Here is a 15,495-nt window from a genome sequence, read left to right on the forward strand (position 1 = left end):
CTTACTCCGTGAAATAATAATGTTCTTTTGCGATTTTTCCTGTTCTTCTTTGTTCTAAGGGGCGCAAATTAAAATGTGCTTTCTGGTCGCCTCTATTGTCTGGTTGATTAAATTGATGCCCCGCAGAGTGGTCTTGGATTATCACTTTAGAACCGTCGTGTCGTGTAAATTGATATTCTCTAGCCGAAATTGGTTTTCCTTTGCTGTTCAGTACACTCTCGCCGGATCTCTCCGTCATTCTTGCATAGCTGTATTGCTGTGTTTTCCCCGTGGTGGCGTCGTAAACAAGGTCCGGTTGCTGGGTCTTTGGTATGCCAGCGTCTGTTTTTGCATGCCTAAATGCGCCGTGGCGAGAAGGTTGGGGTAGTTGAGGCTCGCTTTTTTGCTGGCCTTCAGCTGGTTTATCTTTGTTCCCCGGACAATCCACCAACCCCAACGGATCCACCCACCCCGTCGGGTTCAGGGTGTACCGATACCCATTGAGCCCACCCGCCAGCTTGCTCGGATCCGCTGTCAGGTACCGCCCCGTGTCCGGATTGTAGTAGCGATGCCGGTTGTAGTGCAGGCCGCTTTCCAGGTCGTGGTATTGGCCTTGGAAACGCAGCGGTTGGGTCAGTCGCTTGCCGGCGCCGTGGGCCAGTTTGGTGAGTTTGCCGTAGCCGGTGTAGCGCGCCGCCCAGACGATTTCGCCTTGGTGACTGGTCAGTTCCTGGGGTGTGCCCAGGTGGTCGTTGTGGTAGTAGAAGGGCGTGGCGTTTTTTGGGCCTTGGCCTTCGAGCAGGGCGAGGGGGCGGAAAGTGCCGGGCTCGTAGACGTAGCTTTGATAATGGTGGTCGCTGCTTTCGGCGATGAGCTGGTCGCCTTGCCAGATGAATTCGGTGGTCTGGCCGTCCACGGTCTTTTCGATGCGTCGGCCGAAGGCGTCGTAGCGGTAGGAGGTTTCGTTGCCGTCCGGGCTGGTGAGGCCGATGAGGCGGTGCTGGCTGTCGTAGCGGTATTCGGTGATCAAGCACTGGGCTTTGCCGCGGCGTTCGGTGACCAGGTTGCCGTAGGCGTCGTAGTCGTAGTGGCGATCGCCCTCCATCAGCAGGCGGTTGCCCTTGAGGGTGGTCGGGCCGGGGCGGTCGTGCAGCAGCAGGTTGCCGGCCGGATCGTGGGAAAACTGCTCGGGGGGCTGGCTGTGGGCGTAGTCGATTCGCAGCAGGCGATCTTGCGGGTCGTAGTGGTAGGCGCGTCGGTTTCGGGTGTCGGAAAGCGTGGCGAGGTTGCCGTTGGCGCTGTAGGAATAGTCGCGCCAGAACAATTGCTTCTGCTGGGTCTGCCATACGGTCTGGGCCTTGAGGCGGCCCTGTTCGTCGTAGCTGTAGTCGCTGAGCAGCAGGCCTTGCTGGCGCTGGCGTTCGCGGGTGCCGGTGAAACGGTGTTCGGTCAGGCACTGGCCGTTGAGGTCGATGGCCAGCAGCGCGCCGCCGTAGAGGTGGCGGTAGTTGAGGGTGCTGCGGTCGGGCAGGCGGCAGTAGGTCAGCCGGCCGGCCTCGTCGTAGCGATAGTGCAGGGTGGCCCAGCCCTGGTGTTCGGCGACGAGGCGGTCCTGGTTGTCGTATTCGTAGGCCAGCGGCCAGTGGCCGTCGTCGACGCTGACCAGCCGGCCGAGGGCGTCGTAGCGGTACTCGACCGGTTTGCCGTCGGGCAAGGTCTTGCGCAACAGGCGGCCAGCGCTGTCGCGCTGGTAAGCGGTGAGCCGCTGGCTGCCATCGGAACCGAACTCGGTCTTTTCCAGCAGGTGGCCGTTGAGGTCGTAGGCGTAGCCGGTGCGCTGGCCGTCGAAGCCGGTTTCCTGTCGGATCAATCCGTTGGGCGTGTAGGCCAGCTGATATTTTTCGCCGGATTCGTTCTCGACTTCGGTGAGCAACAGCCGCGCCGAGTCGTAGCGATACTTCAGTTCGCTGCCATCGGGATTGAGCCGCCGGCTGATCAGGTGCAGGTCGTCGGCGTATTCGTAGCGGGTGATGCGCCCCAGTTCGTCGCGTTCGGCGGTGACCTTGCCGTAGGCGTTGTAGCTCCAGGCGCGGGTGGCGCCGGTGGGCAGGGTGGTTTGCAGCAGTCGGCCGACGGCGTCCCATTGGTAATGGGTGACGGCGCCATGTTCGTCTTGGCGGCTGATCTGCCGGCCCAGCGCATCGTAGGTATATCGAAGCACGCTATCGTCGGGCAGGCATTCTTCCACCAATTGGCCGAGAGTGTTCCAGGCCAATGAATGGGAGCTACGGTCGGGGTGGGTAATGTGTGTCAGGCGACCTTGGTCGCTGTAGTGGTAGTGCGTGATGTTTCCGTCTGGATCGGTCTGCCGGGTAATGTCGCCTTGCCGATTGCGGCGGTATTTCCAACTGGCTTTACCGCGATGGACATCGCTGACGAACCCGTTGATGTGTTCGTAAACCACCGGTTCTTCTTCCGGCGGGATGATGGCAGTCAGCAAACCATCTTCGTCGTAGCGGTATTCGGTCACGGCTCCCAGTAGGTCTTTCTCTGCGACCAGCCGGCCTTTTTTGTCATAGGCCTTGTGATGTTGCGCGCCGTCCGGATCGGTCTTGCTGATGAGCCGGGCCTTGTCGTCGTGGGTATAGACCTCCTCGCTACCGTCGACATTGGTTACGGTGACGCTGCCGTTATCGTCCCAGGCATATCGTGCCTGCATTTGCGAGAAACTGGCCCAATGCCGGATACAGCGGGCCAGCTTGCCTTCGTTCTCCCACTCCCAGAAAAAACTGGTGCCACCGGCCAGCTGTCGCTCGACGATGACATGCTGTTCGTCATAGCGATAACGCTCGGTTTCTCCAGCGGCATTTGTCACCTCGACCAGTCGATGCAGGGCGTCATAGTGGTAAGTGACCAGCGTTTGGGCAGTCGTCCAGCATTGCTCATACGTTTGCGCCACTTGAAATCGCTGATAGTCGACCGCGATGATGTGACTGTCGCGGTAACGCAAGAACAGCCCACGTCCCGCGCCGTTGTCCAGGCGTTGGATTTTTCCGACGACGTCGCGAGTAATGCGCAACCGATTGCCATAACTGTCGCTGATGGCAATCAAAGTCGCGTCATCGTTTTGAAGGTGAAAGTGATAGAACGAAGGACGCTGACCCGCTTGAGCCACGATCAGCTCGTTGGGCGCGTCACCCAGGTAGATAGCCGCACGGGACAGGCTGTTGGTAATCGTCGGACGCTGCTTGCTCGGACGCGGGAAGGGGATCGACCGATTTTCATGATCGGTCCAGACGACTTCATTGCCGATGATTTCGAGCCGATGGGCCAGCGCATGGCTCCAGCCGTAGCCCAGGCCGCAGTCGATTTCCACTGCGCTGGTCCGGTACAGGCGTGTCCACTCGAATCGCAACAGTCCGTCGAGTTGGCCATCGTTCAGCGTCAACAACTCTTCGCCGGTCACCATCGATACCGGGCATTTATCGGTGCAGGTACGGGCGGCGGGTTCGGCACTCTTGCCGGTGGGCGTGGTCGCCTGCCTGGACGCATCGTCGCCTGTCTTGCCAGCGACCAGCCTGGCGTTTCTCCTGCCGTCAATGCGTAGCTCGACCGCACCTTTTTTCATCGGCGCAGCCAGGCCCCGCACCGCTACGGGAATGTACTTGGCGACATACCCCATGAAGCCATTGATGATGGCGAATATGGACTCTACGAAACCGGTCACCGCCTTGAGGATGATTTCTCCGTATTTTTTCAACCGTGCCGCTAGATAGATGATCCCGGTACCCTCGGCAACGACCGTAAGGACAATCGCCAGCACGATGTCGATTACGATTCCCATGACCGCGGCGGTGGTCATCCTTGCGGTATCGCCGGCCGTTTGCATCGGCGGCAGGCTTGCCAGCCAGATCAGTGCGCAACGCATCATCAGGAAGAGTGCGGCCTCGTCGCTGGCCAGCAGCATGGCTTTCTTCATGATATCGGGGGTTTTCCTGGCGACTTCGATGAGCCGATCGGCTCCTTCACCCAGCTCTTCTACGAACTTCGCCGGGTTTTGCAGCATCTCAAGTGCCAGGCGGATTCCATCCCACACCCCCCTTATGGCTTCCCAGCCGCCTTCGAGAACGCCGCTGCCCACTGCCAGGGCGGTGCCGGAGACAGACAGGCTCGACCATTGGTGCCGGTAACCCGCTGGGCTCTCCCATTTATTGCGCAGGAATTTTTCCAGCTCGCCTGTCAGCCCTTCATAGGCATTGAACAGCTCATTGATCTGAGTCGGTGTGACCTCGCTGTGCACGCGTATCTGGTAGTACTTGCCGGGAACACCTTTGGTCCAGCGGGCCTTCCCCTGCGCATCCAGCCTTACGGTGCTGACCGACCCGGTGTCCACATCGACGATTTCAACGTCGATATCGCCGATCGGGATGTCGTAGACCGACTCGAACTTGCTCTCGATCAGCAAAGGCCCTTTGCGTGGGCACCTGGCCACATTCGAGTTAAAATCGCTGTCAGTCATTCCCACCGTTTTTTGATTGTCACCGACCTTGATGACGCGTTCCATGCCCGTCAGCGAAGGCAGGTCCCTGAGCCGGCTCACATCGTCGGCACGTTGTGCATACCAGGCTTGGGTCTGCTCCTGATAACGCTTCAAACCGTCTTTGAATGTCGCCAGTTCCTCATCGACGAACGCGATGTGATTATTCGCGGACATCAACCTTGCTCCAGCATCAGATCGTCCAGCAGCGTTTTCCGAAGATTGTCCCGAGATCTCGCGTGGCGTACGTAGTGGCTGACTTTCAGTTTCAGAATGCTTTCTGGCCAAGCGGTATAAACGTCAAGGCGCTCTTCTTCGAGCCAATGCATCAGGCTGTCTACTGATGCCGATGGGCTCTCCAGCGCGTCCAACAGCTTTTCTGACATTTCCCACCACGGCCAGTCTTTCGCCGCAGGCACTTTCGTAGAGACTGTTTCCAGGGACTTGCCATTGATCAGGTATCGCTCGAAGACCGGTAAAAGAGTGCCGGCGTTGCCACCCAGTTCTTCCAGGATCAGATAAATGAACCGCCCATCCCAGAACCGGAAAAACACCGGGTTCCCGTCCGGCATCCGCACTTGCGTCAAGCTGCGCAGATGCGTCAGTACCTCGCCGGGTTCGCAGTGGGACACGGCCAGCCAGCCCCAATCGAGGGCATCGTTCCCAGCGATCCACGTCAGGAACGCCGAGTCGGGCTCAAGCTTGGTGACATAGGGCATCACCGCTTGCCAGGCAGCGTAGGGGGTGTCGCTCCAGATGGGCAGCAATGGATGAGCGAGAACTGAAGTGCGAAGGGCTTGCAACGCACCGGCTTCGCTCGCTGCGCTGATGATCAGGTACAGGTGTTCGTTTTCCTGCAACGGCTGTTGCGCCAGCCATGTCCTGGGATCGAGGGGCGTGAACGCCGATGGCGCCATGAGGCTCTCCTTGCCGAAAGGTGGTGTCGGAACCGGGATTTGTCCCGGGGCCCCACGTCTATCAAGGAATGAGCCAGGTAATTGGGAACGCCCGCGAGCCGGCGGGTCCAGGGTTTTTCAGGAATGCTTCAGGCGGGCTGGGCCGGTTCTTTCACAGAAAAATGCCTAACAGGTGGCGTGGTGCTGCGTCGGTTTTTGCGCATTCAGGGCAGCGGCAATGTTTTCACCAGCGCTTGCTTTAAAAAGGACCTCTTGAGCGTGATCTCCATGGCAAAAAGTCGCACTGACGAAGTTTTTTGCACCGTTTCAAGCGCGGCTTGAAATGCCTCAAATACTTTCTCATGGACGGAAATCCTGCACCTAATAGATTAGTCCGCTCATTGCAGTGGAGACCTGAGAAAAATGATCGTACTGAACAGGGAAGTGGGCGAAGCGCTAAGGCGTGACAAATACGTCAACGTCCGCGGTGGTGACTTCAATCTCTACGGTCATTTCGGCGACTTTGTCCGGCTGACCAAAAGCTGGGAAAACATGGAGCCCGACAGCTATTACGGTCAGGCCGAGTCCGGCATGCGTTTCCGTCGCTATAGCGATTTCGAATACAACCCCGCAACCCGTGAGCTCAAGCAACTCGAGCACCGGGCCTATGTCCAGTCCAAGGCCAACAACAGCTATGTCGGCGGGCTGGAGCGGCACTTCCAGGATTTCTCCAACGAAGTGATCAATTCGCCGGTCATGCGCAGCCTGATCGACACGGACTTCGAGGTGTACAAGAACGTCCTCCCGCAGGAATTGCACGATGAGATCTGGCAGTGCCAGATCCACCAGATCCGCATCGAGATCAAGCCGGGCAAGCAATTGGAAATCACCCCCGAGGGCATCCATTGCGATGGGTATCCGTTCAGCGGCGTGCACTTCTGGGGCCGCAACAATGTGGCGGGCGCTGAAAGCCGCCTCTACAGCCCCCAGGAAGAGCAACTGGCGGCGACCACCTACGAGGACATCCTCGACACGACGTTCTTCCTTGATCGCGACATGCGCCATTACGTGACCCCTGCCCGCAACACCCATAGCCATGAAATGGCCTTCAGGCAGATTCTGGCGATTTCCTTTTCGCGGCCCGGGACCGCTTTCGACATTGTTCGCTGAACAGCTCGAACCCATGGATGAGTCGGCGCAGCAGGTCCTGCTGCGCCGGGCCATGGTCAGGGACGCCGAACGACTGGAGCAGTTTTTTCGCGGTTTTGCCGAAGTGTCATTTTGCGAATGGCAGGATGCCCGCTTCCTGCGTGGGGTGTTGCTGCAGGAAACCACCACTGCCTACCTGGCCTTCGATGCGACGGGTGACGTCGTCGGCGCGGTCATCGGCGGTATGCTTGGCACTCGCGGCACCATCAATCACCTGGCCGTCAGCCCAAGGCATCGCACTCAAGGCCTGGGCCAGCGGCTGGTGGAGGCGGCATCGGCCGACATGAAGCAGGTTGGCGTGCTGCGCATGTTTCTGTTCGTCGACGAAGCCAATCTGGCCGGCAAGCGTTTCTGGGCGGCCCAAGGGTTTTGCGAACCCCGGGGTGAAATCACTTTCGAGAGGGATTTATGAACAAGACTTCCAGCCAGCCGCTGGCGGTCGAACCACAAGCCTCGCGAACCTTTGCTGAAGCCAGTCCGGTGGTAGCGGGTTATTTCACGGTTTCGTTTGTGTTCGGTCTGATGGCGGTCAACGCCGGCTTGCCTTTGTGGCTGCCAGTTGCGATGTGCCTGTTCGTGTACGCGGGAGCCTCACAATTCGCCGCGCTGGCGTTGATTTCCAGCGGGGCCTCCTTGACCACCATCGTTCTGACGACATTCCTGATCAATGCCCGTCACATGCTGATGTCTGTGTATATGGCCAAGGCTTTGCGAGCACTGGGGCTTAGCCGCTTCGAGCGCTGGTGCTACGCGTCGGGGCTCACCGACGAGTCGTTCGCTTTCCACAGCGTCAAGCTCGGCAGCGGGGCGCCGGTAAGCGTGCGCTACCTGATCGGTTTCAACCTCTTCTGCCACACATCCTGGGTGCTGGGTGGTTTGCTGGGTGCGGTCTGTGCGCAATACGCCGCGCACCTGATCAAGTATCAGCTCGATTACGCCCTGACCGCGATGATGCTCTATGTGCTGGTTTCGCTGTGCAACACCCGTAACAAACTGATCGCGGCGCTGGCGGCCGTGGCCTGCATGGGCGCGCTGAGCCTGCTGGGCAGCTCGCCGTTCAACGTATTCATTGCCACGTTTTTTGGCTGCGGGGTGGGCGTATGCCTGACCAAACGTTCCTGATCCTGGTTGTGGTCCTGATGATGGCCGTGACGTTCCTGCCCCGGGCCTTGCCGCTGCAGGTCAACACCGAAAACTGGCCGCCCTTCGTTGCCCGTGCACTGGAATACCTGCCGGTGGCGATCGTCGCTGCGATCACCCTGACGCCGTTGTTGATCAAGGACCAGCAGATACAGCTCGACCGTCCAGAGTTCTACGCCGCGATTCCGACCCTGCTATGTGCGTATTTCAGCCGCAACCTGTTTCTCAGTGTGGCGGTGGGCACGGCGGCGTATATCGCGCTCGGTTCTTTCCTGTAGCGTCAGGTCCACCACATCATGCAGCGCCTGGTCGGAAAGCTCAGGGTTGTTTACCGCCAGGCGTACCTCCAGGAAGTCCTCGAAATCCGGGAAGATAGCCAAGCCGTTGCGCCGCGCCGCGTCCCGGGAGACAAGGCCCAAACCGTCGAGCTGGGTAATCAACGACAGCGTCAGGGTTTCGCTGCAGGAATAGACCATTCGCTGGCTCGGCCCGTATTCACCGAGACCGGCATCGAGGAAGCGCAGGAAACTGCGCGAATAAGGACATTCCTCGGCCGGACGCACCTGGAACCGGTCAACCAGCAGGCCAAGGGAATCATCTTCTTCGCCACAATGAGCGCCGACCACGCGTACCTGGACATCCGGCATCGGAATGCTGGTAAATCCGCTCGGCTGTCCGACCAGGATCGCCAGGTCAAAATGCTCGTTCTTGAGCTTGCTCAGGTTCTCCATCGATTCGGCGTAGCTGAACTCCAACTGATACTGGGGGAAAACGGCGATCAGGCGTTCGATCATCCGTCGATTGAATTCCACCGGCAGCGTCGTGTTGAGCGCTACCTTAAGGGTACGTCGCCTGGGCGCCTTGAGCGCCGCGACTTTTTCCTCCAGCTGCCGGGTGGCCGCGAGGACCTGGTCCATGAAGGGCGTCAGTTCCGAGCCCTGGCTGGTCAATGCGAGGCCTTTGTTCGAGCGGCGGAACAACCGAAACCCGAATTGTTCCTCGACCTTGTTCAATTGTGCCGCCAATGCCTGCACCGTCAGGCACGACTGCTCCGCCGCAGCCGACAACGAGCCGGTCTGCACGATGCGCATGAGGTTGCGTAAGGTTCTGCTATCCATGGGGTAATGCCCTCTGCTTAAGTGGGCTCGCTGTTATTTGGCACCTGGCCAGGGTCTGGCGGTGCGATGCTGGCTATCATCAAGCACCTTGCCACGGTTGTCGCGGTTTTGTGGCGAAAAGCTCCGGCAGGCGATGATTGGAGCTTATGCGCGATTCTGATTTTTTGCTGGTGCTGTGTATAGGCCGAAACATCTGCGGGTAAATCCAGACTTCCTGGTCCTTAATCTATTCGCTTGCGAATTAAAACTTAATTTTTATCCGTCTATGTATTAGTCTTTACGCAACAGTCCGTAATACAGGAGCCCAAACCTCATGGCGACTTCCTCCATCACGCTCAACGCACAGCAACAATTGGATTCCCCGGACGCGGGTCGAATCGCGTTGAAGTTCTTCTTCAACCTCATGGAGTTGTGGGGCTGCAGCGTCGAGCAGCAGCGCACGCTGTTGGGCAAGGTAGGGAACACGACTTTCTACAAGTACAAACAATTACCCGACAACGTAAGGCTGCCGCGCGATACCCTCGAGCGAATCTCTTACCTAATGGGTATTCATAAAGCCCTGAGCATCATCTTCAGCAACAGCCGGGACCGCGTGTATCAATGGGTCAGCAGTCCCAATAACGCGGCGCCATTTAACGGCCAGTCGGCGCTTTCCTACATGCTGACCGGGCGAGTGGTGGACATCGCCGATGTGCGGCGATACCTCGACGGAGTGCGCGGCTGATGACGCCACCACTGGCGGACCCGCAATGGAAACGGGCCTATCGGATCGTCAACAGCAGCTTTCCGCCGATCACGCTGTTCGAAGACGTGCTTGATCCCGAAGACCTGCCCACCGCCTACGCCCTCGAAGCGCTGACCAATGACCGGCTCATGGAAGAGGCCGGCGTGCTGTCCCGGGTACGCCCCGAAGACCGGGTTTCCGGCCCGGGCTCGTCGCCGGTGATGGCGGCATTCACCCACATCGGCAAGCGCAGCCGCTTCAGCGACGGCACATTCGGCGTCTACTACGCTGCCAGCAGCCAGGAGGCCGCGATTGCCGAGACCTGCTACCACCAGGCACGCTTCCTTGGCGCGACCAACGAGCCGGACCTGGAGTTGACCATGCGCACCTACGTCAACAAGATCGTCAAACCCCTGCACGACATCCGCCACGATTATCCCCATCTGCATAACCCGGACCCTGACGCGTACGGCCCGTCCCAGGTATTTGCCCGGGAGCTGCGTGAAACCTTGTCGTGGGGGTTGCTGTACAACAGCGTCCGCTTGCCCGGCCACGAATGCGTGGCCGCCTTTCGCCCGCCGGCGGTGTCGATTCCGGTGCAGGGCAAGCATATTCGTTACGTGTGGAGTGCCCAGAAACGGGAGATTTCGTTCGTGTTTGAGGTCAGCCAAGTGTGAAGGAGCTGCCGTGCGGCCAGCGGGCAAGCTCCTTTACCCCACGTACAGGCGGGCGTGGTTGATCAAATCTTGAACTGCTGCACCGAAGCCTGCATCGAGCCCGCGGCGTCGTTCAGATGGTCAGCCGTTTTTGTCAGATCGTGAATCGAGCGGGTGTTTTCCCGAGACTGCTCGGCTATTGCTTCTACCCGCTGGGCCATTTCGTCGCTGGCTTTTGATTGCTCGGCAATGGTCTGGGAGATTTCCTCCACCACTTCGGCAGCATGTCGTGCGCCCGTGCGGATTTCGCTGATCGACACGCCGGCCTGCTGGGCCAGGTTGACGCCTTCGTCCACGCGGCTGACGCAGGCCTGCATGTTCGCCACCGCATCCCGGGCGCTGGACTGGATGCGCTCGATCATCGCGGTGATCTCCTGGGTGGACTGAGTGGTGCGCGCCGCCAGATTGCGCACCTCATCGGCCACCACCGCAAAACCGCGGCCCGCCTCGCCGGCTCGAGCAGCTTCGATAGCGGCGTTGAGGGCCAGCAGATTGGTCTGTTCGGCGATGCTCTTGATCACCTGGATGATCGAATGGATATCCTCGGACGACGCATCCAGAGCGGTGATCTTGCTGGAAGACTGGTTGACCACCTCGGCAATCCGGTTCATGCCTTCCACCACCCCCAGAATCACTTGCCCACCGCTACTCGCCAGTTGTTCGGACTGCGCCGAAATCGTCCGCGCGCTGTCGGCGTGCTGATGGATCTGGCTGATGTTCGCCATCATCTGCTCCATGCTCGCCGCCATGCTGGTAGCGCTCTGGGCTTGCTGGTCGGCGCTGGACACAATCTGCCGCGCCGTATCGCCCAGATTGCGGGACGTGCCATGCAACTCGTCGCTCTGGCTACGGATCGTCGCGATCATCTGCCGCAAGTTTGCCTGCATCTGTTCGATCACCGCCTGTAACTGGCCCAGCTCATCATCGCCATGGGGGCCCATCGAGCGCAGCAAATCGCCTTGAGAAATCGCCTGAGTATTGAGAATGATCTTGTTCAGCGGCGTGAGCACTGCCTTGAGCAGGCTCCACGACAGCAATGCAAGCGCCACGCAGGTGGCCAGCAACGTGATGATCAACCAGCGTTCCGAGGTATGAATGCTGTGGTCCTGATGTTCGCGAGAAACCTGCGCCTGGCTCTCGATCAATTCACTGACCGCTTCGTTACGCTCTTCCAGCGCCGAAAACGCTTTATCGAACTCGGTACGCAACGCCCGGCCATCCTGAGCCCCGCTCAACGCCTTGCCAATCACTTGCTTCGCCGAGGCGATATACGCCTCGGCCTGAGGCTTCAGCTCGGCAATGGTCTGTGAAATCGTACCCGGCAACCGAGCCTCGGCGTTCTCCGCGATAACCTTGCGCATCCGCTGCGAATGCTCGTCGAACGCCTCGGTGACTTCCTTCGCGCCCTCGGCATCTCCCGGTGCAACCAGCAAGGCAGCCAACACATCGCCACGAATGGCGTCGTGCATCATGTCCGCCTCCATGTGCTTGCGCATCGCCGAGATACTGGTCTCGTTCTGCGCCAGGGCCTCGGTCATGGCGTGGTAGCCCCACAGCCCGATACCGCCCAGCAACAGCGCAAAAAACAGGCTGACCAACCCCGAACCTACAACCTTGGTGCGGATTTTCATCGCTTGTTGCTCCTGGAGCGGGGGATATCGGGCAAGTGTAGATGAGCGCTCGCCGAGCCTTGGAAAGGCATGCTCTTGATTGAGGCTATCGGCGGGGAAAATAAATAGATGAATGCTCCACTAATCTCGTGGCGAGGGAGCTTGCTCCCGCTGGGCTGCGAAGCGGCCCCTCTTTGCTACAGACGAAACCCAATGCTGCCCCCGCACAAGGAGCAGCATCGCATCACTACCCCTTAAGCAGGATTACTCCCCGGCGCCTCCAGTACCTTCACCACGTCGTCGATGACGGCTTTGCTCATCTCCTGCAAATAACACGACGCCCAAGCATAACGATCCGTACCCCGAACCATCGCCGCATCATCGGCCAGACGCATGGCGATGTGGAGAAGATCGGATGCATGGGAGAGGGCTACGCCGATGGGGATGCCGCTGTTGACGCGGAACAGGGGGCGGTCGGAATGGTAGGAGAAGGGGGTTAGGCCTGGGGTTTTGAGGTCTCGCGGGTTTGGCATGGTCTGGCTCCTTGACTATGAGAGCTGCCACCGACCTTCTCACGGGTTGGGGTGGCAGCCGTGCGCGGGGTGAGAATCCGGCAATCAAGGCAACCGGTAGACCCGAAGGTCTCCCACGCACAGCCGCCATAAAACGACAACGCAGACGAAAAAAAAACGCCACGATGGATTATGGGCGCTTTTGCGCCTTGATTGCTTCGGGTTCTCACGCCCGGTCGCTGAATTGGCAGCGACGGTTGGAGAGTAGCGGGCGATTGGGTAGGGTGCAATCGTGGCGCGATGCTGGCGGGTGAGGTTCAGGTAATTTTATGGTGCAGTCGGAAAGATACTCATCGTAGGTAATCGTAAAAGCAGTGCTTGCTCATTCGTCGCTCTGCAATCAAGCGCAGAAAGCGTGCCGGCCCGAAACTTCATCATTGAGGTAGTCATGACCGAAATAACTCTAAACCTGCCGGAACATCCTTCGAGCTCTCCTGCTGACCTGCCTAGGATGGACGGAGTTAACGATCACATCCTTCGCGACTGTGCCGAAGATGACAAGGCTTTGGCTGCGCAGATTGAAATGGCGGTAGACGAGGCCGATCGAGGGAGATTCGCCTCCACTGATCTGGTTGCTGCGATGCGCGCCCGACGCTGGGGATGAATGGCTAGAGCGAGTGGTTTGGGAGGAAGTGCGTCGGGCTCAGGCGCAGTCTCTTCTACCGCTAGAAACAACAAAGCCCTCGCGTTTCTGCAAGGGCTTCGTTTTGTATGGTGCGGCAACAGGAGTCGGACCTCATTACTATTAGATTAAAAATCAATGGCTTAAGGGGGTAGCCTTTGAGGCGCTACCTCTATTTATACCCTGATCGTGGATCAAATAATGGAGGGTGTTCGTTATTTATACGAGCAACTATTCGTGATCTGAAAGAGGAATGAGCTAAAAATCCTTAAATTTCGCGTATGGCATATTGACAGCCTCAATGCCGTTTGGGATATTCGCCCCGTTCTTTACGCGTACAAGCGCGGTCTTGGTACCGATGCTTAGTCGGGCGATTAGCCAGACTCTAGAAAATTGCTTGGATTTATTCCGCAGAGAATATCTGCGGCCCTCCAATCGCGGGCTCATTACGGTCCACAGATATTCTCTGCGGCTGTTTCTTGGTAAAGAACCTCTTCTAAATGACAGATCCTCGACTTGCTGCTCTATCATCGATAAAAATAGAGTCATCAAGAGTCGAGTACTGTAAGTCTCACATCGTTCTTCTGTGTGGTGGCCGGTCGCCTGAAAAGGGGCATCCGGACGATCCCACCCCTTCGGTACAGTCGCTACGTCACGCGCTTGAGACAGACCTCAATAATAGAATTGAGTTCTTCAAGCCTGAGGATGTAACTAATTGGCAAGTTGACGCTATCTTTAGAAATCTGATTGATCTCGAGGTGGAGTTGGCTGCAATGTGCTCTCTGGTGGTTATCATACTAGAGAGTCCCGGAGCAATAGCGGAGCTTGGTGCGTTTTCTCAGTTGAAGGAGTTCAACGACAAAATTGTTGCTGTTTGCTCGGAAGGTCACTTTCAGAATGACTCATTCATAAAATTAGGAATTTTTCGACATATCTCAAACGATAAGCGAACTGCAGTAAAAAGCTATCCATTTGAAGTAGGATATCCACTTACTATAACTGCTGAGATCATAGAGGATGTCGTAGTTGATGTTCAATATGAGTTGGACGAACTGCCGAAATCGCAAATTCTTAAAGTATCCAACAGCTCCCATGTTTTTGTTCTCTTGTATGAGCTTATAAAGCTTTTTGTTGCCGTTAAAGAGAGCGAGCTATTGGATTATCTCTCCAAGCTAGGAGTTGACGCTGGCAGGGATCAACTAAGGGGTAAGCTTTTTCTGCTTCAGCGATTCAGGCTCATTAGTCTTGAGGTTTACAGTGATTCCCAATTTTACGTCGCAAGGAACTCTGAGTTCCACAGGGTTAATTTTTCTGCGAACTCTTCTGTACCGATAGATAAGCTACGTATTTCTACAGAGTGTAAAGAGTTCTATAATACTTCGGGAAAAAACAATCACCGGCTTAGAGTTATTCGTCGGCTTTTTGGGGGTGGGAAGTGATCGCCCATAAAACGCTTGAGAAAATATTGGCTGATTTGTCATTGTCAAGCGAACAGTTAGTACGTGTGGTTTCGAGGGCTCCTTATTCTTATAAAACTTATAGTATTCCAAAAAAGAATGGCGGGGTACGGATAATCTCTCAACCTGCCAGGGAAACAAAGTATGTTCAACATTGGTTGATCCATAACGTTTTTCATCTGTTGCCAATTCATGGGGCGGCATCGGCATATGTAAAAGGTGCAAGCATTAAAAAGAATGCCGAGGCGCACAGAACAAATGAATACATGGTTAAACTGGATTTTAAAGACTTCTTTCCGTCTATTAAAATTGATGACCTGATAGCGCATTTTCAGAAAAGTTTACCGTTTCTTGATTTGCTAGAAACTAGATATATTGCAAGACTGTCATGTATTAATAGAGGGAATGGTGGTGCTCTGAGTATCGGTTCTCCAGCTTCACCAATATTATCGAATTCCATCATGTATGAGTTTGATAGCCTAGTAGCTGACTGGGCATCTCAAAACAAAATTGTTTATACTCGCTATGCTGACGATTTAACATTTTCCACGGCGTTACCTTACGCTACTGAAACAGTCGTGCCTGTAATAGAAAGTCTGTTGTCTAGTTTGAAATACCCACGCTTAAGCTTGAATGTTGATAAGACGATACATTTGTCTAAGCGAGGAAGTCGCAGGATTACCGGATTAGTAATCACAAACGATGATAAAGTTTCGCTTGGTCGTGATAGAAAACGAGAAATTAGCGCTCTTGTCCATAAGTATGGTCTGGGACTGCTTGAACAAAAAGACGTGTTTAGGCTTCAGGGATTGCTCGGTTTCGCTGCTGATGTAGAACCGTTGTTTTTATCGCGTTTAGGTAAAAAATATGGGATGAAAACTATATTGAATCTTCTGAGAAAGCGCCAGTGAGAAT

15 protein-coding genes are annotated in these 15,495 nt (G+C 56.6%); 10 read left to right on the plus strand and 5 right to left on the minus strand.

Annotation, left to right across the window (positions count from 1 at the left end; all coding sequences use genetic code 11):
- Position 1: 1 nt before the first annotated feature.
- Positions 2-4,693: an RHS repeat-associated core domain-containing protein gene (locus J3P91_RS01395; RefSeq protein WP_434602519.1), complete on the minus strand. Its 4,692-nt coding sequence runs from the start codon at positions 4,691-4,693 to the stop codon at positions 2-4.
- The gene (locus J3P91_RS01400) at positions 4,693-5,433 is read right to left on the minus strand and encodes a DUF4123 domain-containing protein (protein ID WP_434602520.1); all 741 of its coding nucleotides are present in this window, start codon (positions 5,431-5,433) and stop codon (positions 4,693-4,695) included. The genes J3P91_RS01395 and J3P91_RS01400 overlap by 1 nt, the downstream gene beginning before the upstream one ends.
- A 123-nt stretch (positions 5,434-5,556) precedes the next feature.
- Here J3P91_RS01400 and J3P91_RS01405 point away from each other — a divergent pair, with 123 nt between their 5' ends.
- The 5 genes from J3P91_RS01405 (at position 5,557) to J3P91_RS01425 (ending at position 8,039) form a co-directional block, all read left to right on the plus strand.
- Entirely contained in the window at positions 5,557-5,754 is a 198-nt protein-coding gene (locus tag J3P91_RS01405; protein ID WP_434602521.1) for a hypothetical protein, read from the plus strand.
- An 81-nt stretch (positions 5,755-5,835) separates the two neighbouring features.
- Positions 5,836-6,582, plus strand: coding sequence for a 2OG-Fe dioxygenase family protein (locus tag J3P91_RS01410; RefSeq protein WP_305497502.1), 747 nt, complete (start codon positions 5,836-5,838; stop codon positions 6,580-6,582).
- 13 nt (positions 6,583-6,595) lie between these two features.
- Positions 6,596-7,033, plus strand: a complete 438-nt coding sequence (locus J3P91_RS01415) for a GNAT family N-acetyltransferase (protein WP_434604963.1) — start codon at positions 6,596-6,598, stop codon at positions 7,031-7,033.
- Complete coding sequence (locus tag J3P91_RS01420; protein ID WP_305497501.1) at positions 7,030-7,743, plus strand: AzlC family ABC transporter permease; 714 nt, start codon at positions 7,030-7,032, stop codon at positions 7,741-7,743. The genes J3P91_RS01415 and J3P91_RS01420 overlap by 4 nt, the downstream gene beginning before the upstream one ends.
- The gene (locus tag J3P91_RS01425; protein ID WP_305497500.1) at positions 7,722-8,039 is read left to right on the plus strand and encodes an AzlD domain-containing protein; all 318 of its coding nucleotides are present in this window, start codon (positions 7,722-7,724) and stop codon (positions 8,037-8,039) included. Before J3P91_RS01420 ends, J3P91_RS01425 begins: the two co-directional genes overlap by 22 nt.
- Here the strand turns inward: J3P91_RS01425 and J3P91_RS01430 are convergent.
- A complete protein-coding gene (locus J3P91_RS01430) occupies positions 7,956-8,879 on the minus strand; it encodes a LysR family transcriptional regulator (RefSeq protein WP_434602522.1) in 924 nt (307 codons plus the stop codon). The two genes, J3P91_RS01425 and J3P91_RS01430, sit on opposite strands and share 84 nt — an antisense overlap.
- A gap of 313 nt (positions 8,880-9,192) precedes the next feature.
- Between J3P91_RS01430 and J3P91_RS01435 the strand changes: the two genes are divergently transcribed.
- Together J3P91_RS01435 and J3P91_RS01440 are read left to right on the plus strand one after the other, a co-directional pair.
- Positions 9,193-9,603, plus strand: a complete 411-nt coding sequence (locus J3P91_RS01435; RefSeq protein WP_434570298.1) for an MbcA/ParS/Xre antitoxin family protein — start codon at positions 9,193-9,195, stop codon at positions 9,601-9,603.
- Complete coding sequence (locus J3P91_RS01440) at positions 9,603-10,280, plus strand: RES family NAD+ phosphorylase (protein WP_434570296.1); 678 nt, start codon at positions 9,603-9,605, stop codon at positions 10,278-10,280. Before J3P91_RS01435 ends, J3P91_RS01440 begins: the two co-directional genes overlap by 1 nt.
- 62 nt (positions 10,281-10,342) lie before the next feature.
- On the opposite strand, the gene J3P91_RS01445 is transcribed toward J3P91_RS01440, so the two are convergent.
- Both J3P91_RS01445 and J3P91_RS01450 read right to left on the minus strand, forming a co-directional pair.
- Entirely contained in the window at positions 10,343-11,950 is a 1,608-nt protein-coding gene (locus J3P91_RS01445; RefSeq protein ID WP_434602523.1) for a methyl-accepting chemotaxis protein, read from the minus strand.
- Positions 11,951-12,183: 233 nt separating this feature from the next.
- Positions 12,184-12,462: a DUF3077 domain-containing protein gene (locus J3P91_RS01450; RefSeq protein ID WP_434602524.1), complete on the minus strand. Its 279-nt coding sequence runs from the start codon at positions 12,460-12,462 to the stop codon at positions 12,184-12,186.
- Positions 12,463-12,889: 427 nt separating this feature from the next.
- On the opposite strand from J3P91_RS01450, the gene J3P91_RS01455 reads away from it, so the two are divergent.
- The 3 genes from J3P91_RS01455 to J3P91_RS01465 all read left to right on the plus strand — a co-directional run bounded on the left by J3P91_RS01455 (position 12,890) and on the right by J3P91_RS01465 (position 15,491).
- Positions 12,890-13,105 (plus strand): CopG family transcriptional regulator, encoded by a 216-nt coding sequence (locus tag J3P91_RS01455; protein ID WP_434602525.1) that lies wholly within the window; start codon positions 12,890-12,892, stop codon positions 13,103-13,105.
- A 518-nt stretch (positions 13,106-13,623) separates the two neighbouring features.
- Positions 13,624-14,562 (plus strand): retron St85 family effector protein, encoded by a 939-nt coding sequence (locus tag J3P91_RS01460; RefSeq protein ID WP_434602526.1) that lies wholly within the window; start codon positions 13,624-13,626, stop codon positions 14,560-14,562.
- Entirely contained in the window at positions 14,559-15,491 is a 933-nt protein-coding gene (locus J3P91_RS01465) for a retron St85 family RNA-directed DNA polymerase (protein WP_434602527.1), read from the plus strand. The genes J3P91_RS01460 and J3P91_RS01465 overlap by 4 nt, the downstream gene beginning before the upstream one ends.
- Positions 15,492-15,495: the final 4 nt, after the last annotated feature.

It is taken from the genome of Pseudomonas sp. Z4-7 (genome assembly GCF_051131965.1).
Classification (GTDB): Bacteria; Pseudomonadota; Gammaproteobacteria; order Pseudomonadales; family Pseudomonadaceae; genus Aquipseudomonas.

Bases quoted from the DNA above. Each gene is read 5' to 3' on its own strand.
- J3P91_RS01430 (WP_434602522.1), bottom strand. From the start codon at position 8,879: ATGGATAGCAGAACCTTACGCAACCTCATGCGCATCGTGCAGACCGGC.
- J3P91_RS01450 (WP_434602524.1), bottom strand. From the start codon at position 12,462: ATGCCAAACCCGCGAGACCTCAAAACCCCAGGCCTAACCCCCTTCTCC.
- J3P91_RS01425 (WP_305497500.1), top strand. From the start codon at position 7,722: ATGCCTGACCAAACGTTCCTGATCCTGGTTGTGGTCCTGATGATGGCC.
- J3P91_RS01400 (WP_434602520.1), bottom strand. From the start codon at position 5,433: ATGGCGCCATCGGCGTTCACGCCCCTCGATCCCAGGACATGGCTGGCG.
- J3P91_RS01415 (WP_434604963.1), top strand. From the start codon at position 6,596: ATGGATGAGTCGGCGCAGCAGGTCCTGCTGCGCCGGGCCATGGTCAGG.
- J3P91_RS01445 (WP_434602523.1), bottom strand. From the start codon at position 11,950: ATGAAAATCCGCACCAAGGTTGTAGGTTCGGGGTTGGTCAGCCTGTTT.
- J3P91_RS01435 (WP_434570298.1), top strand. From the start codon at position 9,193: ATGGCGACTTCCTCCATCACGCTCAACGCACAGCAACAATTGGATTCC.
- J3P91_RS01395 (WP_434602519.1), bottom strand. From the start codon at position 4,693: ATGTCCGCGAATAATCACATCGCGTTCGTCGATGAGGAACTGGCGACA.
- J3P91_RS01405 (WP_434602521.1), top strand. From the start codon at position 5,557: ATGCTTCAGGCGGGCTGGGCCGGTTCTTTCACAGAAAAATGCCTAACA.
- J3P91_RS01420 (WP_305497501.1), top strand. From the start codon at position 7,030: ATGAACAAGACTTCCAGCCAGCCGCTGGCGGTCGAACCACAAGCCTCG.
- J3P91_RS01455 (WP_434602525.1), top strand. From the start codon at position 12,890: ATGACCGAAATAACTCTAAACCTGCCGGAACATCCTTCGAGCTCTCCT.
- J3P91_RS01460 (WP_434602526.1), top strand. From the start codon at position 13,624: ATGACAGATCCTCGACTTGCTGCTCTATCATCGATAAAAATAGAGTCA.
- J3P91_RS01440 (WP_434570296.1), top strand. From the start codon at position 9,603: ATGACGCCACCACTGGCGGACCCGCAATGGAAACGGGCCTATCGGATC.
- J3P91_RS01410 (WP_305497502.1), top strand. From the start codon at position 5,836: ATGATCGTACTGAACAGGGAAGTGGGCGAAGCGCTAAGGCGTGACAAA.